At 62.4% G+C, this 21678-nt stretch carries 14 protein-coding genes, 1 tRNA gene and 1 riboswitch; of the genes, 7 read left to right on the forward strand and 8 right to left on the reverse strand.

The window, feature by feature from the left end; genetic code table 11:
• Position 1: 1 nt before the first annotated feature.
• Positions 2–77 (forward strand) — tRNA-Ala (locus tag ACVDHI_RS09275).
• A 616-nt stretch (positions 78–693) separates the two neighbouring features.
• On the opposite strand, the gene ACVDHI_RS09280 is transcribed toward ACVDHI_RS09275, so the two are convergent.
• Entirely contained in the window at positions 694–2835 is a 2142-nt protein-coding gene (locus ACVDHI_RS09280) for an ExeM/NucH family extracellular endonuclease (RefSeq protein ID WP_103858182.1), read from the reverse strand.
• A gap of 293 nt (positions 2836–3128) precedes the next feature.
• Positions 3129–3212, forward strand: a riboswitch (cyclic di-GMP riboswitch).
• A 112-nt stretch (positions 3213–3324) separates the two neighbouring features.
• Here ACVDHI_RS09280 and ACVDHI_RS09285 point away from each other — a divergent pair.
• Positions 3325–6363, forward strand: a complete 3039-nt coding sequence (locus tag ACVDHI_RS09285) for a glycosyl hydrolase family 18 protein (protein WP_447212018.1) — start codon at positions 3325–3327, stop codon at positions 6361–6363.
• Positions 6364–6759: 396 nt separating this feature from the next.
• On the opposite strand, the gene ACVDHI_RS09290 is transcribed toward ACVDHI_RS09285, so the two are convergent.
• The 7 genes from ACVDHI_RS09290 to ACVDHI_RS09320 form a co-directional block, all read right to left on the reverse strand.
• A complete protein-coding gene (locus ACVDHI_RS09290) occupies positions 6760–7995 on the reverse strand; it encodes a tetratricopeptide repeat protein (RefSeq protein ID WP_042014300.1) in 1236 nt (411 codons plus the stop codon).
• Positions 7996–8006: 11 nt separating this feature from the next.
• On the reverse strand, positions 8007–8642 hold the full coding sequence (locus ACVDHI_RS09295) for an energy transducer TonB (protein ID WP_039040356.1): 636 nt from the start codon (positions 8640–8642) through the stop codon (positions 8007–8009).
• A 16-nt stretch (positions 8643–8658) separates the two neighbouring features.
• Positions 8659–9066, reverse strand: coding sequence for an ExbD/TolR family protein (locus ACVDHI_RS09300; protein ID WP_005327075.1), 408 nt, complete (start codon positions 9064–9066; stop codon positions 8659–8661).
• 67 nt (positions 9067–9133) lie between these two features.
• Positions 9134–9661, reverse strand: coding sequence for a MotA/TolQ/ExbB proton channel family protein (locus ACVDHI_RS09305; protein ID WP_324062801.1), 528 nt, complete (start codon positions 9659–9661; stop codon positions 9134–9136).
• 10 nt (positions 9662–9671) lie between these two features.
• Positions 9672–11045 (reverse strand): MotA/TolQ/ExbB proton channel family protein, encoded by a 1374-nt coding sequence (locus tag ACVDHI_RS09310; protein WP_223955720.1) that lies wholly within the window; start codon positions 11043–11045, stop codon positions 9672–9674.
• Entirely contained in the window at positions 11042–11806 is a 765-nt protein-coding gene (locus ACVDHI_RS09315) for a DUF3450 domain-containing protein (RefSeq protein ID WP_041212457.1), read from the reverse strand. Before ACVDHI_RS09315 ends, ACVDHI_RS09310 begins: the two co-directional genes overlap by 4 nt.
• A 102-nt stretch (positions 11807–11908) precedes the next feature.
• The gene (locus ACVDHI_RS09320; RefSeq protein WP_324062805.1) at positions 11909–14515 is read right to left on the reverse strand and encodes a TonB-dependent receptor plug domain-containing protein; all 2607 of its coding nucleotides are present in this window, start codon (positions 14513–14515) and stop codon (positions 11909–11911) included.
• Positions 14516–15254: 739 nt separating this feature from the next.
• On the opposite strand from ACVDHI_RS09320, the gene ACVDHI_RS09325 reads away from it, so the two are divergent.
• From ACVDHI_RS09325 to ACVDHI_RS09345, 5 genes are all read left to right on the forward strand, one after another.
• Positions 15255–16280 carry an ABC transporter permease subunit gene (locus tag ACVDHI_RS09325; RefSeq protein WP_010675471.1) on the forward strand — a complete coding sequence of 342 codons (1026 nt, stop codon included), beginning with the start codon at positions 15255–15257 and terminating at the stop codon, positions 16278–16280.
• 2 nt (positions 16281–16282) lie between these two features.
• Positions 16283–17326 (forward strand): ABC transporter permease, encoded by a 1044-nt coding sequence (locus tag ACVDHI_RS09330; RefSeq protein ID WP_042865049.1) that lies wholly within the window; start codon positions 16283–16285, stop codon positions 17324–17326.
• Positions 17327–17408: 82 nt separating this feature from the next.
• The gene (locus tag ACVDHI_RS09335) at positions 17409–19226 is read left to right on the forward strand and encodes an extracellular solute-binding protein (protein ID WP_039040350.1); all 1818 of its coding nucleotides are present in this window, start codon (positions 17409–17411) and stop codon (positions 19224–19226) included.
• Between the two features lie 25 nt (positions 19227–19251).
• Entirely contained in the window at positions 19252–20289 is a 1038-nt protein-coding gene (locus ACVDHI_RS09340; protein WP_447212019.1) for an ABC transporter ATP-binding protein, read from the forward strand.
• 91 nt (positions 20290–20380) lie between these two features.
• The gene (locus ACVDHI_RS09345; protein WP_039040364.1) at positions 20381–21382 is read left to right on the forward strand and encodes an ABC transporter ATP-binding protein; all 1002 of its coding nucleotides are present in this window, start codon (positions 20381–20383) and stop codon (positions 21380–21382) included.
• Positions 21383–21678 lie beyond the last annotated feature (296 nt).

Below are 21678 nucleotides of genomic sequence, written 5' to 3' on the forward strand. Positions count from 1 at the left end.
TGGGGTTATAGCTCAGCTGGGAGAGCGCTTGCATGGCATGCAAGAGGTCCGCGGTTCGATCCCGCGTAGCTCCACCATCTTTCGCAAGAAAGCACCAAGGCCACCGCATCGCGGTGGCCTTTTTGTTTGCCTGTCATTTGGATTTCCCATGATCTCGCCCTTTGCATTTGTCTGGCAAATGGCGCTTCACCCTGTCCGCGAAGGCATCAGCGGCCCTGGCCGCCGCTGACGGGGGTGAGGGGGGGGGATTGGCGCCGATGCCGCCATGGCCATGGCGCGGGCTGCACGATGCCATCCTCTGCCGCGTGGCGGTTGGCTCGTTCGGCAGCCTGCGATGGTGCTTCACCCTGTCCGCGAGGGCGTCAGCGGCCCTGGCCGCCGCTGACGGGGGGGAGGGTGGGGATTGGCGCCGATGCCGCCATGGCCATGGCGCGGGCTGCGCGATGCCATCCTCTGCCGTGCGGCGGTTGGTTCGTTCGGCAGCCTGCGGGATACGCTATCCGGCCCCTGGTGTCAGCACCGGGTTTCCCCGTCGGCAGGGTGCCAGCCCCTCGGGAAAGGGGTGAGGTGGGGCAACAGGGTATTTATTCATCCCATGATGTGGCCCTTTGCATTTGTTTTTCAAATGGCCCTGGCACAAAAAAAGCCCGCGATCATCGCGGGCTTTGCACCTGGCATCGAAGATGCCGCGTCTTAGCGACGACGCCGCCAGGCGAGCGGCAACAGGGCCAGCAGCAGGGCGCCCATGGCGCCGCCACCCCCCTTGCTCGCTTCCTTGAGCTTGAGGTCGACGATGACGGGGTCGTGGTCCGAGGCGCTGAAGGGGTTGTCCGACTTGATGAGATCGCCGGTGTAGGCGCTGCCATATTCGAACAGGTTGCTCTCGAAGGAGTTGATGTGCCAGTCGGCCACCGCCACCACCTTGTCAGCCAGCGCCGGGTTGGCGAGGGCGTAGTCCAGGGTGCCGAGCTCGGCCTCGTAGCTGTAGGAGATGGCCTTCTCCTGGTTGAACTTGACGTTCAGATCCACCAGGCCGTAACCCTTGGCCACCGTCTGGCCCATCTGTTCATAGGGCTTGTCGCCGATGTAGGTGTGGGAGGCGGAGCGGATCTGGCGCTCCCCCGCGACCGGCGCATAGTCGGTCAGCACCCGGATGGGATCCTCCTTGGCGTAGGAGTTGAAGTCCCCCACCAGCAGCACCTGGCCCGGCATCTTGCTCACCGCCTCCCCCAGCACCTTGGCGGCGCTCACCCGAAACTCGGTGCATTTGCCCTGCAGATCCGCAGGCTCCGTCTTGCCATCCCCGTTCTCATAGCAGCCCGACCCCTTGGACTTGAGGTGGTTGACCACCAGGGTCAGGGGGGCGTCGCTGCCCGCCACGGTGAAGCGCTGGACCAGGGAGTCCCGCTGACCGGCGCTCTTGGTGACGCCACCCGTGGTGTAGCGCTGCTGGGGCAGGGGGATGACGTCGGCATCCCCGCTCGGGGTGAGCAGGGCGGGGCGGTAGATCATGGCCACCATGATGGCGTCGCCGCCAAAGAAGCGATCCTCCGTGAGCAGGGCCTTGGGCAGGGTGACGAAGGCGTAGTGCTTGCTCGCCTCCTTCTGCCTGGCGTTGAGGCTCTCCACCAGATCGTGGAGGGCGGCGTGCTCGTCAAAGCCGTTGTTCTCCATCTCCATCAGGCCGAGCAGGTCGGCGTCCATCTCGGTGATGGCGTTGACGATCTTGGCGCGCTGCAACTGGAACTCCTCCAGGCTCTTGGCGCCGCGGTTGCAGCCCTTGGCGCTGTCCGCATCCGCCTGATCCGCGCAGAGCACGTTGAGGGCGCCCCCCACGCTGGAGTGGCTGGTGAAGTAGTTGAGCACGTTGAAGCTGCCGATGCGAAGGTCAGTGCCATCCAGACGGGCTGGGGCGCTCTGGCGATCGTTGTCGCTGGTGCGCAGCAGATCCCCCGCGGTGATGGTCTGATCCCGGGGCACGATCAGGCGGTACTCGTTGTAGCTGTAGCCGACCATGGCCTCCAGATTGACCGGGGCATCGCCGATGCGCAGGTAACCCTGCTCCGGCTCCCAGGCGGGCAGCCAGGGGAGCTTGCCGTCCCCCGCCTTGACGTCCGACTCGAGGAAGACGCGGTTGCTGGCGTTGGCCTCGGCCAGCGCCACGGCCTCGGGGCTGCTTGCCACATGGAGCTGGGTCGGCTTCATCAGCGGGGCGCCGTGAGCGAGCACCAGGTTGTTGCGCCGGGCGGCATAGTCGTAGCTGAAGTTGCGGCTGATCTTGAGGGCGCTGTCGGCGTCAAGGCGTACCCGCATCCCTTCGTGACGCTCCAGGGCCCGGGCCAGGGTTTCCCCCTCCAGTACCCGCAGCGCCGTGGCGGCCGGGGCGGCGCCCTGGGCCAGGGTCGTCAGGCGCGGCGTGCTGCCGTCAAACAGGGGCTTGAGCTGGGTGTGGCCGTAATACTCCTCGACCTTGGCCTCCAGACAGACCAGGGCGCCCGGCTGGATGTCCGGGTACTTGCTGGCGAAGTTCTTGTCGTTGAGGTAGACGAAAATGCCGTCCGACGTCTCGGGGTTGCCGTCCCCCTGCACATCCAGCAGGTAGAAGCCCTTGTTGAGGCTTTCCCCCAGACCCGAGACCACCGCCTTGACCGAGACGCTCTGGGCGCTTTCGAACTGATCGTCCGGGACGAGGGGGCTCTTGTCGCCGCTGCCCTGGATGGCGGGGATGGGGGTGAGGGCACTGTCGGCCGGGCAACTGAAGCCGGCGGCGTAGAGAGACGGGGACGCGAGCGCGAGCCCCACGGCCAGCGACAGCAGGGTAGGTGTTCCTTTCATGGGTATTCCTTTTTTTATTTTTGCCAGTGTTTCCATAGCCTTGGCATCGTGGCCAAGGGCGCGCATTGTCACATTTCTGGCAGCTCTGACCAGTGAACCAACGCACATTATGAGGAGACAAAGGAGCCCATCTGCCATTTTTTGACGTGGCTAACAGTTTGATATTGATGATCTATTTGTCATCAGGTGGGAGCGAAAAGTGTGAGGCGGCCAGCATTCACATATTTTCCTTCGAGAATAAAGATTGAGCAGTGGTCACTTGCTTCCTATACTCGAGCCGTTCCTCACGGAACCCAGGCAAAGGGCAAACCGGCAGTGATGCCGGGACGCAAAGCCTCCGATCTGTCCCATCCGGGCCAGACAGCGGGGTTACCCAGGGTGACTTGAGGGTTTGTGGCCCGTCCATGGCCTGTTGTCGCTCCCTTGTTCCCTGTTGCGGTTGCGCTTTTCCCGGTATTGAAGCCAAGACAAAACAAGGAAGATAACAATATGCAACAGATCTTGAGGCCCAGCAGGCTTGCCATGCTGGTCGCCCTTGCGGCCGTCCCTGCCTGGGCGCAGGCCGCTTACCCCGCCTATCAGGCCGGCACCGCCTACAAGGCTGGCGACATCGTCAGCAACGCAGGCGCCCTCTATGAATGCAAGGAATTCCCTTACTCCGGTTGGTGCGGCGCGTCCCCCTATCACTATGCCCCCGGGGTGGGTGTGGTCTGGGCCGATGCCTGGAAGCTGTATGGTGGCGAGGTGCCGCCACCGTCCCTGGTCGTCGCCATCGGCTCCCCCGCCGTGGGTGCCAGCGTCAGCGAGGGGGCCAGTGTGGCCCTGGCGGTGACGTTGAGCGGCCCGGTCACGGCGCTCGCCCGAGTGGAATACCTCATCGACGGCACCCTGGTCGCCACCGCCACGGCTTCTCCCTGGAGTGCCAGCTGGTCTGCCGCCGGTGCGGGCAATCACGCCCTCAAGGCCCGGGCGCTGGATAAAGACGGCAAGGTGCTGAGCGAGGCGGATTCGAGCTTCAAGGTCGCCGCCGTGGTGGCGCCAGAGGCGCCCAGGGTGAGCATCGCAAGCCCGGCCGCCGGTGCCAGGGTGACCCTGGGCCGCGCCCTCACCGTGAGCGGCAATGTCACCGACGCCAATGACGACGTCGCCAAGGTCGAGCTCTTCGTGAATGGCCAGAAGGTGGGCGAGGACACCAGCGCCCCCTGGCAACTGAGCTGGACGCCCCAGAACAAGGGGCTGACCGGCCTCAAGCTGGTGGCGACCGACAAGACCAACCTCTCTGGCGAGTCGGCCCAGGTGGACGTGCAGGTGGAAGAGGCGGCCCTGCCCCCCACCGGCGGCAACCTCTCCTGCGACGTGCGCCAGATCTACCGCGCCGACGGCAGCGAGTGCATGGGGGATGACCACGGCCGCCGCGTCATCGGGTATTTCACCTCCTGGCGCACCGGCAAGAACGGCTTGCCCGCCTACCTGGTGAGCGACATTCCCTGGGACAAGATCACCCACATCAACTACGCCTTCGCGGCGGTGGACGAGCAGAGTCACACCATCAAGGTGGATGACGCCGCCACCAAGCTGACCTGGAACGGGGTGCCGGGCGCCGAGATGGATCCGGAGTTTGCCTACAAGGGTCACTTCAACCTGCTGTCCAAGTACAAGAAGCAGTACCCGGACGTGAAGACCCTCATCTCCGTCGGGGGCTGGGCCGATACCCGCGGCTTCTACGCCGCCACCACCAAGGGCGACTGCTCGGTCAACACCGCCGGCATCAACGCCTTTGCCGACTCGGCCGTGGGCTTCATCCGCCAGTACGGCTTCGATGGGGTGGATATCGACTACGAGTACCCCACCTCCATGAAGGATGCGGGCAACCCCAACGATTTCCCGCTCTCCAACCAGTGTCGCGGCAAGCTCTTTGCGAACTATGAAGTGCTGATGAAGACCCTGCGCAACAAGCTCGACAGCGCCGGCACCGAGGACGGTCGCAAGTACATGCTGACCATCGCCTCGCCGGCCTCGGCCTACCTGCTGCGCGGCATGGAGAACTTCCAGGTCACCCAGTACCTCGACTACGTCAACCTGATGACCTATGACTTCCACGGTGCCTGGAACCACTTCGTCGGTCACAACGCCGCCCTGTTCGACAACAAGGCGGATCCCGAGTTGTCCCAGTGGGGTGTCTACACCCAGGCCCAGTTTGGCGGCATCGGCTATCTCAACTCCGCCTGGGCGGCCCACTACTTCCGTGGTGCCATGGCGGCGGGCAAGATCAACATAGGGGTGCCCTATTACACCCGTGGCTGGCAGGGGGTCACCGGTGGCACCCACGGTCTGGGTGGCAAGGCGGCGCTGCCGAGCCAGAGCGATTGCCAGCCGGGCACCGGTGGCAGCACCATTCCGTGCGGCAACGGGGCGGTGGGCATCGACAACATCTGGCATGACCTTGACAAGAACGGCAAGGAGATTGGCGGTGGCGCCGTGCCCATGTGGCATGCCAAGAACCTGGAGCACGCGGCCAGCCTCGGCATCACCACCCTGCCGAGCTACGGCCAGGCCTGGGGTCTGGATCCCAACAACCCGGCCCACGTGATGCAAGGCCAGTATGTGCGTTACTACGACGACAAGGCCCATGCGCCCTGGCTCTGGAACGAGCAGAAGAAGGTGTTCCTCTCCACCGAAGATGAAGAGTCCATGGGTCACAAGCTCGACTACATCGTCAAGCGGGGCCTGGGGGGCGTCATGTTCTGGGAGATGGCGGGGGACTATGACTTCGACGCGGCCAAGAACGAGTACGTGATGGGCAGCACCCTCACCAGCCTCGCCTACGAGAAGTTCAGCAAGGCCGACAAGGCTGCCCTGAAGCAGAATGATCTGCCGGCTCCGGCCGCCCAGCTCGACATCGGCGTGAGCCTCTCCGGCTTCAAGGAAGGGGACTCCAACTACCCGATCAACCCGACCCTCAAGCTCACCAACAAGTCGACCCAGACCATTCCGGGCGGCACCCGCATCGAGTTCCTGGTCCCCACCTCCACCTCAGACACCATCACCGACCAGAGCGGCATGGGGCTGAAAGTGGTGGAGAGCGGTGGCAACCAGAACTCGGACGGCATCGCCAATGAGAAGGACTTCCACAAGGTGGCTCTGACGCTGCCGGCCTGGAAAGCCTGGACGCCGGGCACCGACGTGGAAGTGGCCATGACCTACTACCTGCCGGCCGCCGGCGTGCCGAGTGGCATGCGCCTGATTGCCGGCAGCCAGACCATAGGCCTGAAGTCCGACTTCCCGGCCCTGGCCGAGGCGGTGCTGGGCAGCAGTGGCGGTGGTGACGGCGGCAGCGGTGGCACCACCTGTGCCAGCCAGAACGTCAACCCGGCGGACTACAATGCCTATCCGACCTGGCCGCGCGGGGATCACGCCAATGGCAACGACCGCATGACCAACGGCAAGGCGGTGTGGCAGGCCAACTGGTGGACCAGCAGCGAGCCCAAGGCGGGCGATGGCAGCTGGAAGCTGGTGTGCAGCTACTGAGTTGTCCCGGCTGCTGTACCAGCAGCGAACTCAGAGTGGGCGACGGCAGCTGGAAGCTGATGTGCAACTACTGAGTTGTCCCGGCTGCTGTACCAGCCGCGAGCTCAGAGCGGGCGACGGCAGCTGGAAGCTGGTGTGCAGTGACTGATGACCTGTTGAAGGGGTTGCCCCCTCCCAACGCAACGATCCAATCCGGAGCCCAGGCTCCGGATTTTTTTGTGCCTTGTATCAGGAGAAGGAGGGGGAAAAGGGCAGGGGAGTGACCATAAAAAAGACCGCTCCGAAGAGCGGCCAATTGCCACCAAGGCAATCTGCGGGGTGACCCCCTTGTCGATGTGTCGCGGCCCGGATGCCGAGTCGGGGAGATCCCCGCCCCGCCAGCCGGGCCGCGCAGCTTTATTGGGTGACGGCGCCGCCCTGCTGCTCTTTCAAGAAGCTGATCCAGGGGGAAGCGCGACCACTGACGTTGCCGTTCTGGGCGGCCTGAGTGAAGGCGGAGAGCGCCTCCTTGGGCTTTTGCTGCTCAAAATAGGCGACCCCGGTCAGGAACTTCAGGTCCGCCCGCTGCTCGCCGCTGGCGTTGGCGGCAGGTTTGGCGGCGAAGGCCACCAGATCCTGGTAGCGCTTGCTCTGGATCATCATGCGCGCCATCTTGAGCTGCAGCTCGGCATTGGGGGCCAGCTTGTAGGACTTGGCCAGGGTGTCGATGGCCGGGTCCAGCTCCTTGGCCTGATGCCAGTAGTTGGCCAGCGTCTTGTAGTTGGCCGCGGTGCTCTCGATCTGCCCCTCCTTCATGGCTTTCTCCATCACACGGGCGGCGCGGTGGGGAATGCCGGCGAAGGCGAGGTAGTTGGCGAGCCGCTGCAACTCGTTGGCTTCGGTCAGCATGCCGAGGTTGTAGGCCCCTTCCAGTGCCGCCAGGGCCTTGGCATCGTTGCCCGCCTGCATGTGCATGGCCGAGAGCTGGGTCCAGTACTTCTTCTTCTCCGGGTAGCGGTCCACCAGGGCGGTCAGCACCTCGGTGGCCGGCTTGTACTGTTTCAGCTCGTAGTGGGCCGCCATCTTCAGCAGGTACCAGGACTCCGGCGCCTTGCCTGCGGAGAGCTTGATCGCGTTGTCCACTGCCGGAATGGCTTCCCGGTACTGCTTGAGCTGCACATGGGCGTTGGCCAGGGTGATGTAGGCGTGCGGGGTCGGCTTCTCGTCCTTGCCGAGGTTTGCGAACCACTCCTTCATGGTGTTGATGGAACCCTTGAAGTTCCCCTCCGCCATGTAGAGCTGGGCCAGGTTGTAGCGCACCTGCTGGGCCACCGGGGGCGGCAGGCCGCCGGTGGCGATGGCGTCGGCGAAGTACTTGGTCGCCTGACCGTACTTCTCCTGCTGCGCCGCCACGAAGCCCAGGGTCTGCAAAATGACCCCCTTGTCGTAGACCCGCTCGCCGGCGCCGGACAGCGCCTCCTGCAGCTTGGCATTGGCCTCGCCGTATTTCTTCTCGGTGATCAACGCCTGGGCCTTGTTGACCGCGCGGTAGGCGCGGTCAGACAGGGCGGGTTGTTCGGCGGCCCAGGTGGCGGTGCTGAGCAGCACCGCCATGGCCACCGGGGCGAGGATCAGGGTATGTAACTTTTTCATCGCCACCCTCCTTAGTTGGTCGCAAACTCGATCTCTTGCTGCATGCGACTGGCCTGCGGCTTGCCGTCCACCATGGCCGGCTTGAAGGTCCACTTGGCGATGGTCTGGCGCGCCGCCTTGCCGAGGTCATAGCTGCGGGGCTCTTCCTTGACGATGCGGATGTTGCTCACGGTACCGCGCTCGGTGACGGTGAACTCCACCAGCACCTTGCCGGACGCGAGACCGGCCAGGGCCGCCTTGCGGGGCATCATGGGCTCGAAGGTCGCCATCGGGATGGCGCCGTTGTTGCCACCCATGCCGCCGCCACCGCCGCCGGTGCTGTAGGCACCGAGGGCGTTGCCGCCACCGATGTTGACCGGGATGTCGAGTTTGGGCATGTCCATGGGGGAGCTCTCCATCTGCGGCCTGTCCGTGCTCGCCACCTCCATCTCGGGCGGGGGAGGCGGGCGGTTCGGGGGCGGCGGCTTGGGCAGTTCCCGTTGTTTCTCTTGCAGGGTCTCCTGAGGCTTGAGGCGGATGAAGTCGGTCATGGTGACGTCCTCCCGCTCCGTCAGCTCCCGGTGATCCGGCGTGATGAGCTTGTTCATTCCCAGAAACAGGAAGAACACCACCACGCAGGAGACCGCCAACGATATCAGGTATCTCATAGGGCTCGCTCCGGCATCAGCTGCTCTTGCTTGCCGCGATGGAGATGTTCTGGACACCGGCCATGCGGATCTGGTCCATGACCTGCACCACCAGCCCGGAACGGGACTCGGTATCGGCCTGAATCACCACGGCGCTCTCCGGGTTCTCCGCCCGCAGCCGCTCGATGTTGGCGCGCACGGCACCCACTTCGACGACCCGTTTGTCGACCCAGACCTGACCGTTCTCGCGGACCGCGACCATGATGTTCCCCTTCTTCACCGTCTCGGCCGTGCTGGCGCTCGGGCGGTTGATCTCCACGCCGGACTCCTTGACGAACGAGGTGGTGACGATGAAGAAGATCAGCATGATGAACACGATGTCCAGCATGGGGGTCAAATCGATGGCCGCCTCGTCAGCACCGCTGTCGCTGTGACGTTTTCTCATGGCAAAAAACTCCTTGCTTGTTCTGTGCCCCGGCGGGCATGGCCCGGCCGGGGATGTGCATCCTGCATCAGCCGTGTTTCAGGTTATCTTCCAGCTTCTGCACCGCCAACTTGGCCTTGTGATCGAGCTGGTTGACAAAAAACAGGCCGGAAAGGGCGGCAATCATGCCCGCCATGGTCGGTACCGTCGCCTTGGAGATCCCCGAGGCCATCGCCCGCGGTGAGCCGGTGCCGGTAATGGCCAGGGTGTCGAACACCTGTACCATGCCCACCACGGTCCCGAGCAGCCCCATCAGCGGGCAGAGGGCGATCAGCACCTTGATGACCGGCATCCCCTTGTCCACCGCCATGGCCACCCGCGAGACCAGCTCGCGGCGGATCTGCCTGGCGGACCAGGAGAGGTGATCGCTGCGGGCCAGCCAAGTAGCCTTGGTCTGCTTCACCTGCTGGGGATAGACCGCCATGAAGTAGAACCAGCGCTCCAGCAGCAGGGCCCACATCATCAGGGTCAGGAAGAACAGGGCGACCAGCACGTCGCCCCCCAATCCCAGAAACCGGCGGACCGACTCGACTTCTTCAATCAACCAGAACCACATGGGTGACTCCTTAGGCTGCGGCTTTGGCGGCGTGCAGACGTTCCTGGTAGCGGGCGACGAAACCGGCGCTCTGCTCTTCCAGCACCTGGATCAGACGACGGCTCTGGGTCTGCACGATGGTGTAGAGGAACAGCATGGGCACGGCGACCACCAGACCCTGCATGGTGGTGACCAGGGCTTCGGAGATACCGCCCGCCATCAGCTTGGGATCGCCGGTACCGAACAGGGTGATGGCCTGGAAGGTGGCGATCATCCCGACCACGGTACCCAGCAGACCCAGCAGCGGCGCGACCGAGGCGATCAGCTTGATGATGCTGATGCCCTTCTCGAACTTGGGCACGTTGCGCAGGATGATCTCGTCGAGCTTGGACTCCAGATCCTCGATGTTGTCGCCACGATGGCTCTGGTAGGCCCCCAGCATCTCGCCGATGGGATTGCCCTTGATGATCTGATCGGATTTGAGCTGCTTGCGCATGGATCCGCCGATGAGGGAGAGGCGAGCGCCGCAGAACAGGGCCAGCAGGGTACCTAGCACGCCGAGCACCATGATGACATAGCCCACTTCACCACCCTGGTCGATCCGCTCCTTCAGGGTCGGCGACTGCACCAGCAGGGAGAGGATCACGCCGCGGGACGGGTCGACGAAGATCGGCTTGACGCCGCCGCCACCCTGTTCAAAGTCGGCGATGGGTTCCAGCACCCCTTTGTCGGGTTGGCGGGGCAGCTGCTCGAACTTGCCGGTCTCCGGCACGAAGGTGAGGTACTTGCCTTCGGAGACGGTGTTGAACTCGCCGATCTGGGTCACGGTCTTCTGGGCCTGGTTGCCCTCGCCATAGACCACGGTGGCCGGGATCTGGCTCACCTTGCCACCGTCGACCATGCGGCTGAGGGTGGTGGTCCAGAAGGCGGTCAGGTCATCGCTGGAGGGCAGCTCCTTGCTCTCGGCCAGGCGGGTCAGCAGGGCGGTCTGCTCCGGATGCTCGACCCGGCGGGCAGAGGCGTTGAAGATCCCCTTGAACTCGCCGGCGAACTGGCGCAGCACGCCAAACATCTCGCCCATGTTGCCGGAGCGCTGGCGCAGGGTTTCGGTCAGCTCGGTGAGCTGCTTGTCGTTTGCATCGAAGGTGGCCTTGAGCTTTTCGCCCCTGGCGACTTCGGCGGCGAGATCCGCCTTGGCCTTGGCGAGCAGGGCCCCTTGTTCGTTCTTGTCAGCCAGGAAGCGGGCTTCCCGCTCCTTGTTGAGCTGGGATTCGCTGGTGCTGGCGGCCTTGACCTGATTGAGCAGGGCGTTGAGATCCACCGGCTTCTCGGCGGCGGTCACCGGCAGGGTGACCAGGGTAGCGCCCGCGATCAGCGAGGCGATGGCAAGTTTGATTCCTTTCATGATGCTTTCTCCGCAGTTTGAACCGGCAGCTTGATGAGGGCGGGGGGCGCCTGCTTCTTCGCGATGCGAAGGCCTTGTTCAACCGCACTGCGATACTCCTGGGGCAGTACTTCCCACTGGCGGGTCTTCTTGTTCCACATGCCGGTCTCGTTGCCATCCGGGGACTGGTAGAGCAGGGCGATGCGCCCGACCCGCAGGAACTCGTAGGTCTTCTCGTCCCCATCCTTGTCCAGGCTCGCCTTGTAGGCTTCGATGGTGCGGCTGAAGCCCTCCTCGATCTGGTAGGCCTCGAGGATCTTGCGGTACTTCTCGGAGATGGTGACATCGGCCCGGTTCATGAGATCGGTCAGGGCCGCCACGCGGTCCTCACGCTCCACCTTCTGGAACGGCAGGTCCAGGGAGACGAACTGCTCGAGGGAGTCGATCATCTTGAGCATCAGGGGCACCACTTCGGTGCTGGTCTGGTCGATCTGGGCGATCTGCTTTTGCATGGAGGCGAGTTCGGCACTCTGGGAGTCGACCATCTTGCCCACTTGCTCGTTGTAGGTGCGCAGGCTGTCCACCTGGCGCAGGGCGGCCTTGTACTGGGCCAGGGCAGACTCGGCAGACTCGGCGTAGCTGTCGATCTTCTGCTGGGAAACTTTGGATGCATTGTCGGTGGCGGCTTGAGCGTCCACGGCCTGGCTGGCAGAGGCGGCACTCAGATTGAAGCTGGTCAGCAAGGCAGCCGAAATCAGGCTGCCGAGGAGCGCTTTCTTCATTGTAGTTGTCCTTGTTTTCATAGGATTACCCTATCTCCGTAACTTCCTTGGGACCTTGGGCAAAGCCGGCCCGAGCGGGCCGGCTTGTGGTTTGCTGGTGGATTAGAACTTCTGGCTGTAGTCGAGGTAGTAGATGCGACCGTCGATGCTGTAGAGCTCGTCGTCATAGGTGAAGCCATCGCTCTCGAGGGACGGGCCCACGTTGAACATGTTCTTCACGCCGACCTGGATCTTGCCGTTCCAGGGCGCTTCCACGCCGACGTTCAGGTTCCAGGTGGTCTGGGACGCGATGTGGCCCACTTCCTCACCGGTATCGGCGATGTAATCCTGGCTCTGGGAGTCGATGTAGTTCGCGCTCAGGTAGGTATCCATGTTCCACCATTGGGGAACGTTGACACCCACACCGGAGCTAAAGCGCATCTGGGGCAGACCGTTCTGGCCGATCTTGTCGATGATGGGACCACCGGCGTACAGACCTTCCTTGTATTTCAGGATGTAGGTACCGCCCAGGTCATAACGCACGGTGGCGTAGTTCAGGTCGTAGGTGTAATCCACCTTCAGGTCGAGGCCGGAGGTCTCGAGGGTCCCCAGGTTGACCATGGGTGCGATGGCGTTGCTGATCTTGCCCTGGCTGTTGCGGGTGATGCTGCTGGAGCTGCCGCTGTTCAGTTCGTCATAGATGAGAGACTGCAGGGAGTTCAGCTGGATCACGTCCTCGATCTTGATGGTGTAGTAGTCCAGGGAGAGGTTCAGGTCATCCACCGGGCTGTAGGCCACCCCGAAGTTCCAGGTGTCCGCGGTCTCTTCCTTCAGGTCCTCGTTGGAGGTACGGGTGGTGTCGTACTGGCGGTTCGGGCAGTCAGCCGCGGAGATGCCGTTGGCCTCGCAGTAGACGTAATCCTTCGCCCAGTCGGCAGAGAAGGAGTCAGCCGAGTAGAGATCGCTCAGGCTGGGGGCGCGGAACGAACGGGACCAGGAGGTGCGCAGCATCAGGTTGTCCAGCGGCTGGTAACGCAGGCTCGCCTTGGGGGAGAAGGCGCTGCCGAAGTCGCTGTACTTGTCGAAGCGACCGGCCACGTTCAGCTCGATCTGCTCGGTGATGGGCACCAGGGACTCGATGTAGGCGGCAGTCACGTCACGCACGCCACCGGAGGAGTTGCCGGAGGAGCCGATGATGTTGCCGGCTTCGGACTGGGCGTCGTATTTGTCGGCATAGACCCAGTCGTTGTACTCGGCACCGGCGTACCAGCTGACCGGACCGGCCGGCAGTTCACCCATGTCCCACTGGACACCTGCGTACCACTGGTAGAAGTCCATGGTGGAGCGGCGGCTGGTGTCGGCGGCCATGGAGGCCGTGGTGGAGGCGTCGAACTCGCCACCGACGAACTTGCCGTCGGCGACCGCCTGCTGGGCGGCGGACTTCAGCACGTAACCGGTGCCGTTCTCCTTGTTGTCGGTCTTGGAGTACATGTAGCCGGCGTTCCACTGCATGTCGCCGACGCTTTCGGTGGCGATGGTGCCTTCGAAGCCGAGGTTCATGCTGCCGGTGGTGTCGGTGACATAGTTGTCACGGGGACCGACGTTGCTGAAGCGGTAGTAGGCGTAGGCAGCCTCACCCAGACCCTGGGTGGCGGCGGCATCCAGGCCGTTGTCGGCGAAGAACTGGGCGTTCTTCGGGTTGGCCGGGTCAATGGTGAAGGCACCGGCGGCCGGGGCGAAGCGGCCAAAACTTTCGACTCGGGAGCCGATGATCTGCGGCACGAAGTCCACGTTGTCGTTGATGTGGTAGCGACCGTTCACGTACAGGGTGTCACGGCTGCGGGAGGCCGTGGTGGCCGCGACCTGGCCGTAGTTGAAGTTACAGCCGCCCTCGAACCCGACGAAGGGCTCCTTGCATGAACCGTCGGCATTGGTGGCGCCGGCCAGGGGGCCGTATTTCCAGATGGGGTCGCCGTTGCCGTCAAGACCCGTGATCCCTTCCACGTTGCGGCCGTAGGGGCTGGGAGAGTCGTTGCCCTGTTTGGAGAGATAGTCACGATCCCGGGCGTAGATGACGTCCTTCTTGTCGTGCTCGTAGACCGCCATCAGGGAGCCCTTCTCGCCGGCCACCCCTGCCACGATGGAGCCGCTCTTCTCGTCGCCGCCCTCTTCGCTCGGGGAGCCGATGCGGCCCTGGAAGTCCAGCCCTTCGTAGCCCTCTTTGAGCACCACGTTGATCACGCCACCGATGGCGTCGGAACCATAGATGGCGGAGCCGCCGTCCAGGTTGACCTCGACCCGCTCAACGGCGGCCATGGGGATGGTGTTGAGGTTGATGGAGGTGCCGCCCATGGTGGGGGAACCCGCTACCCGCTTGCCGTTCAGCAGAACCAGGGTACGCTCGGAACCCAGGCCGCGCAGGCCGACGGTGGATTGGGACTGGAAGGAGCTGCCGGAGGCAGGGGAGACGCCGCCAAAGGAGTTGTAGGAGGCTTGCTTGAGGTAATCGGCGACGGTCTGCTGACCGGATTGCTCGATTTTCGCCTTGGTCACGGAGACGACCGGGGTGGCGCCTTCCACATCGACCCGGGAGATCCGCGAGCCGGTGACCTTGATTTTTTGCAGTTTTTCTACGTTCTGGCCCTCTTCGGCCAGGACAGGGGTGGCCACAACTGCCGCGCTCGCCAAGGCAAACGCTATGGCAGCAGAGAGTCTGCTTTTCCTAAGCATCGCTAGTATCCTTCCTGATTGTTTATTGTTTGCTTCCATTACCGCCCTCGTTGGAGCGGTGCGTAAGGCTTATCAAGGTTTGGTGATGGACGTCAAATGGAGCGGCGGGGATGGGGGCAGTAGAGGGAATTAGATGGGAATGTGCATTTGATGGAATATTTTTGGCGTTTTATTCCACAAATGTTGCGTCAACTTATGTAAAGATGTTGTTAAGTTCGATTTTTACAATTTTATTGATTATTTTTGAACTTATCGATAAGTCGCTTGTCACTCCGGTGTCGATATCGAGAAAATGGTTTTTTGCAGTATTTTCATCTGCTTTTATGGCGAGAGCGTTTTCCGGGGAACGGATGGTGTGGGCAGCTATCCCTCTTCTTCTATAGGTAAATAAGAAAGCAGTCAGACTTATCCTTAACTTGTTGATTTTATTCTGTTTGATATGGATTAAAACACCTGTGTAATTAAATTTTTAATAATTAAAATCGAGTTGGACGGGTAGGCGTAGCAGTTTTTTATATTGAAGTTGGTTTTTTTGGAAAAAATCATCCGCGGGATATGCTGCGGGGGGACATTCCTGGTCGCAGACAGGGTTCTACTTGATTTTTGTTGCAGAGCTTTTACAGTGACCGAGCCGGATTGTCTGCCAATGCCAGTCAATTCAGTGAGTAATGCCAGGTAAGGATAGGCCCGTCACCGGATGTGACTGGCCATAAAAGAACAACAAGGACGAGGTTCCACCATGCTGTCGTATTTCCTACGTCGGATGCTTTTGATCATCCCGACGTTTCTCGGTATCACCCTGCTCGTCTTCACCATCACCCGCTTCGTGCCGGGCGGCCCGGTCGAGCGCATGCTGCTGCAGGCGCAGGTCTCGCAAAACGAGTCCGGCCGCTCCAGTGGCAGCAAGGGGGCGCAGGCACTCTCCGACGAACAGATTGAAGAGCTCAAGGCGTTCTACGGCCTCGACAAGCCCATGCTGGTCGCCTACTGGGATTGGTTGCAGAAGCTGGCGGTGCTGGATCTCGGGGAGTCGACCCGTTATTACGAGCCGGTGTGGGATCTCATCAAGGAGAGGTTGCCGGTGACCGCCTTCTTCGGGCTCGCCACCTTTCTGCTGAGTTATGCCGTCTCCATCCCGCTCGGGGTGGCCAAGGCGCTCAGGCACAACAGCCGCTTCGATTCCCTGAGCTCCATGCTCATCTACATGGCCTATGCGCTGCCCGCCTACGTGGTGGGGATCTTCCTCATCACCGTCTTTGCGTTCCATCTGGAGTGGCTGCCCATGGGGGGCTTCCCGGGGGACGAGTTTGACGGGATGGAGAGCAGCTGGGATCAGATCCGCACCGTCTTCGCCCACGCCCTGCTGCCCCTCATCGCCTACGCCATCGGGGATTTCGCCATCCTCACCATGACCATGAAGAACAGCCTGATGGAGAACCTGTCGGCGGATTATGTGCGCACCGCCGTGGCCAAGGGGTTGCCGTTTCGCAAGGCGGTGACCGATCACGCCATGCGCAACAGCCTGATCCCCATCGCGAGTCACCTGGGGTCTGTGCTCACCGTCTTCTTCGGGGGCTCCTTCCTCATCGAGACCATCTTCAACATCGACGGCATCGGCCTGCTCGGTTACGAGGCCATTGTCGAGCGGGATTACCCCACCGTCATGGGTATTCTGGCCATCACCTCCATGCTGATGCTGGTGGGCAACATTGTCTCCGACATCTGCGTTGCCCTGGTCGATCCTCGCGTGCGGTTTGGAGAGTGAGCATGAACCTGAATCCGGTAACTCTGAAAAAACTCAAGCGCTTCAAGTCGATAAAGCGCGGCTACTACTCCTTTGTCATCTTTTCGGTCCTGGTGGTCATCTCTCTGCTGGCGGAATTGCTGGTCAACAGCCGGGCCCTGGCGGTGAGCTATCAGGGGGAGCTCTATTTCCCCACCTATGGGGATGTGATCCCGGGCCAGCACTTCGGGCTCGACTACGAGTACGAGACCAACTACCGCCAGCTCAAGAGCCAATTTGCGAAGGAAGGGAAGGGGGACTGGGTGTTGCTGCCCCTGGTCCCCTGGAACCCCTATGAGCAGGACTTCAAGGAGGAGGCCTATCCGCCCTATGCCCCGAGCCTGGTGGAGCGCCACTTCCTCGGCACCGACACCAGCGGTCGCGACGTATTGGCACGGCTGGTCTACGGCTTTCGCATCGCCATCGGCTTTGCCTTCATCGCGCTGGTGGCGAGCTATGTCATCGGGGTCAGCATCGGCTGCATGATGGGGTTCCTCGGCGGTCGGTTCGATCTCCTGATGCAGCGTTTCATCGAGATCTGGTCCCAGGTGCCCTTCCTCTACGTCATCATGATCCTGGTCTCCCTGGCCAAGCCGAACTTCGGCCTGTTCGTCGGCATCAACGTGCTGTTCGGCTGGATGGGGATCACCTGGTACATGCGCACCCTCACCTACAAGGAGAGGGCGCGGGACTACGTGATGGCGGCGCGGGCCCAGGGGGCGAGCACCCGGCGCATCATCTTCAACCACATTCTGCCCAATACCCTGATGATGATCGTCACCCTGGCCCCGTTTGCCGTGGTGGGCAACATCTCCACCCTGACGGCGCTGGACTACCTGGGCTTTGGCCTGGCGCCGCCGACCCCGAGCTGGGGGGAACTGCTCTCCCAAGGGATCAACAACCTCGACGCCATCTGGATCGTGAGTTCGGTGGTGGCGGCGGTGAGCCTGGTGCTCATCATGGTCTCCTTCATCGGGGAGGCCATCCGGGAGGCGTTCGATCCGCGCAAATTTACCCGTTATCAGTGAGCGGTGGCGCCTTGCCAGGGCACATCGACAGGACCCTTAATGAAGACGCCCCCAGTGCAGGGGCATGACCAGGAAGTCAAACATGAACAATAAAATCAAATGGACAGGTGCTCTCTTTCTGCTGTTGAACGGATCCTGGGTGTGGGCGGCCAGTCTGCCCGCGGATCTGACGTGGGAGACCAACGACACCGACCCCGTGTTCGCCTCTCCCAAGGCGCTGCCCGGCGGCAACCTCAATCTCTTCGTCGACAGCTTCCCGCTGACGTTTCGCACCGTGGGGCCGGATTCCAACGGCTCGTTCCGCTCCTTCATCCTCGACAACCAGATGAGGCTCATCAGCTTCCATCCCAACACGGGCAACCCCATTCCGGCCCTGGCGAATGCCTGGGCCATCGCGCCGGACAGCCAGACCGTCTATTTCAGGCTCGACCCGCGCGCCAAGTGGTCCGACGGCAAGCCGGTCACCGCCGATGACTACACCTTTGGCTACGAGATGATGCGCTCCAAGGACATCAAGGGCCCCTGGTTCAACAACTACTACACCACCGAGGTGGTGGCGGTGGAGAAGATTGACGACCACACCATCCTGGTCAAGGCGGGCAGCCGCAAGGCCAAGCTCGATCTCCTCAACACCACCGAGCTGTGGCCCCAGCCCAAGCACTACTACAAGATGGGCCCGAACTGGGTGAAGCAGTACAACTGGGCCGTGGTACCCACCACGGGCCCCTACGTGATGAGCGACGTGAAGAAGGGCAAGTCCGTCACCTTCAGCAAGCAGAAGGAGTGGTGGGCAAAAGACGATCGCTACAACCAGCACAGGTTCAACCTCGACACCATCAAGGTGCAGGTGATCCGCGACCACAACATCGCGTTCCGCCACTTCCTCAAGGGAGAGCTGGACACCTTCGAGATGATCCTGCCCAACTGGTGGCATGAGAAGGCGGTCACCCCGGAGTACAAGCAGGGATACGTGCAGAAGGTGATGGCCATGACCGACACCAAGCAGGGGGGGCAGGGGGTTCACCTCAACGTGGCCAATCCCAAGCTGGCGGATCTCAACGTGCGGCTCGGTATCCAGCACGCCTTCAACATCGACAAGATGATAGAGACGGTGCTGCACGGCGACTATGACCGCGCTACCACCTTCGGGTCTGGCTTCGGGGCCTTCACCGACATCGCGCTGCCAGAGCGGGCCTACGACATCGCCAAGGCACGGGAGTACTTCGCCAAGGGCGGTTACGGCAAGCAGGGACCGGACGGCATCCTGCAAAACGACAAGGGAGAGCGGCTCACCCTGGCCCTCACCTACACCAGCCAGGAGCACTCCAAGCGGCTGACCGTGCTCAAGGAAGAGGCCAAGAAGGCGGGCCTGGATCTGGAGCTCAATCTGGTGGATGGCGCCACCGGCTTCAAGGTGATGCTGGAGAAGAAACACGAGGCGGCCTGGCTTGGCTGGGGGGGCGGCGGTCTCTATCCGCAATACTGGGAGTCCTTCCACTCCGACAACGCCAACAAGCCCCAGACCAACAACCTGTTCAACGTGGCTGACAAAGCGCTCGACAGCCTGATCGACGCCTACAACGTCGAGTTCGACATGGACAAGCGGGCCGCGCTTTCCCACCAGATCCAGCAGCGCATCTATGATCTCGCCATCTTCGTGCCCGGCGTCCAGCTCAACTACGTGCGAGCCAGCAGCTGGCGCTATGTGATGTTGCCGGAGGTGCCCGCCACCCGCAACACCCCGGATCTGCTCTACTGGCCCATGGATGGCTACCCCCACAGCAGTGGCGGCCTGCTCTGGATCGATCCCAAGGTGAAGGAGGAGACCCAGAAGGCCAAGGCTGACGGCAAGGCGCTGGCCCCCATCACCCTGATCGACAAGACCTATGCACACCATTGATGTGGCCCAGAAGGGAGCAGCAGTCATGCCCAACACACAGGCCACCGCCCCCGGCACCAGAGATCATGAGGGGCAGTCTCTATCCCCCATCCTCGAGGTGCGGGATCTCGAGGTGGAGTTCGCCGTCGACGACGGCAAGATCAAGGTGCTCGACGGGGTCAGCTTCCAGGTCGCCCCGGGCAAGACCCTGGGGATAGTCGGCGAGTCCGGCTGCGGCAAGAGCGTCACCTCGCTGGCCATCATGGGGTTGCTGCCAAGGCCCCACGGTCAGGTGGTGGCTGGCTCCATCCGCTTTCAGGGGGAGGAGCTGCTCAATCTGCCGCCGGAGCAGATGTACAAGGTGCGCGGCAACCGTATCTCCATGATCTTTCAGGAGCCCATGACGGCCCTCAACCCGGTGCAGACGGTTGGCGATCAGCTGATGGAGGTGTTTCGCCTCCACCGCCCCGATTACAGCAAGGCCCAGCGCCGTGACGCCGCCATCGCCATGTTGCAGAAGGTGGGGATCCCCGAGCCTGCCCAGCGTTTCGCGGCTTATCCCCACAATCTTTCCGGCGGCATGCGCCAGCGGGTGATGATCGCCATGGCGCTGGTCTGCGAACCTGCCCTGCTCATCTGCGACGAGCCGACCACGGCGCTCGATGTGACCATCCAGGCCCAGATCCTGGATCTGATGAAGGAGCTGCAAGCCCAGACCGGCATGGCCATCATCTTCATCACCCACGATCTCGGGGTGGTGGCGGAGCTGTGCGACGAGGTGGTGGTGATGTATGCCGGGCGTGCGGTGGAGCGGGCCGATATCTATGAACTGTTTGACCACCCGCGCCATCCCTATACTCATGGTCTGATGGCCTCGATCCCGCGTCTGGAAGATGTGCCAAAGAGCCTGCTCAAGACCATCAAGGGTCAGGTGCCCGCCCTGCACGAAATGCCGGCGGGGTGCCGTTTCTCCAACCGCTGCCCCCATGCCACGCCCCTTTGCGTGGAGACCATACCGGTGACCGAGCAGTTGAGCGAACGCCATGGGGTGGCCTGCCACCACTGGAAGGAGGTGAGCCTATGAACGGTCTGGTGTTACGGGGTGTCGCAGGGCAGCCTGGCGGCGGGAAGGCGACCAGGTCGTCTGCTGCCATGAATCGTCGGGGATGGAAGTCATGACCAGCTTGTTGTCGGTAAGCAATTTAAAGCAGCATTTCAAGATGGGTGGCGGTTTCTTGCGCAAGCAATACACCGTCTACGCGGTGGATGGCATCAGCTTTGATCTCAAGCAGGGGGAGACCCTTGGCCTGGTGGGAGAGTCGGGATGCGGCAAGTCCACCCTGGGGCGTTCGTTGCTCAAGCTGTTCGAGCCGAGCGCCGGTTCCATCACCTTCGAGGGGCGTGACATCACCCACCTCTCGCCCAAGGAGATGCGATCCCTGCGTCAGGAGATGCAGATCGTGTTCCAGGATCCCGCAGAATCCCTCAACAGCCGCCACACGGTGGGGCAGATCCTGGAGGAGCCCTTCATCATCCACGGCAAGGGCAACGCCGAACAGCGCCGGACATGGGTGCAGGAGCTGCTGGAGAAAGTCGGTTTGCCCGGCAGCGCGGTGGATCGCTATCCCCATGAGTTCTCTGGTGGCCAGCGCCAGCGCATCGGCATCGCCCGCGCCATCGCCCTCAAGCCCAAGCTGCTGGTGTGTGACGAGGCGGTGTCGGCGCTCGACGTGTCGGTGCAGTCCCAGATCGTGAACCTGCTGCTCAATCTGCAGCGGGAGATGAACCTCGCCATCATCTTCATCGCCCATGACCTGTCGGTGGTCAAGCACATCTCGGACCGGATTGCGGTGATGTATCTGGGCCGGATCGTCGAACTGGCCGAGGCCCAGGCACTCTACCTGGCACCACGCCATCCCTATACCCAGGCTCTCATCTCCGCCATTCCGGTGCCGGATCCACGGCGGCGCAGCCAGCGCATCCTGCTGACGGGGGATGTGCCGTCCCCCATCTCGCCGCCGAGTGGCTGCCACTTTCACCAGCGCTGCCCCCATGCAACGGATCTGTGCCGCACCCGCTCGCCCGCCCTTGAGGCGTGCGGCGGGCAGGGGCATCAGGTGGCCTGCCACTTCCCCTTACCCGTGCAGGAGGCGGTGCCGTTGGGAAAGGCGATATGATGCCGGCGCCCGCCACGTCGCGACCGGCATCGCTGCAAGGTGGCACCGAGAAGGCGCAATAGAGGCGGAAACGGGATAAAAAAATGGGGCCTGCGGGCCCCATCTTCATGGTTGGAGTTCAGGTTTGGCCGTGGGAATTCTGGCCCGGGCAGGACAGCGCCCCGATGGGGGTGGCTGCTGTGTGGATTGCTGAGTTGTTTTGTAGTTTTATTACGTTGCTAATTTCAACTTCCGGACAGGCGATATCAGGCGCCATAACGGAAGTAGTAATTGCGGGTTGCAGGCGCATAAGTGTC

This window comes from Aeromonas sp. 25-248, from assembly GCF_053005425.1.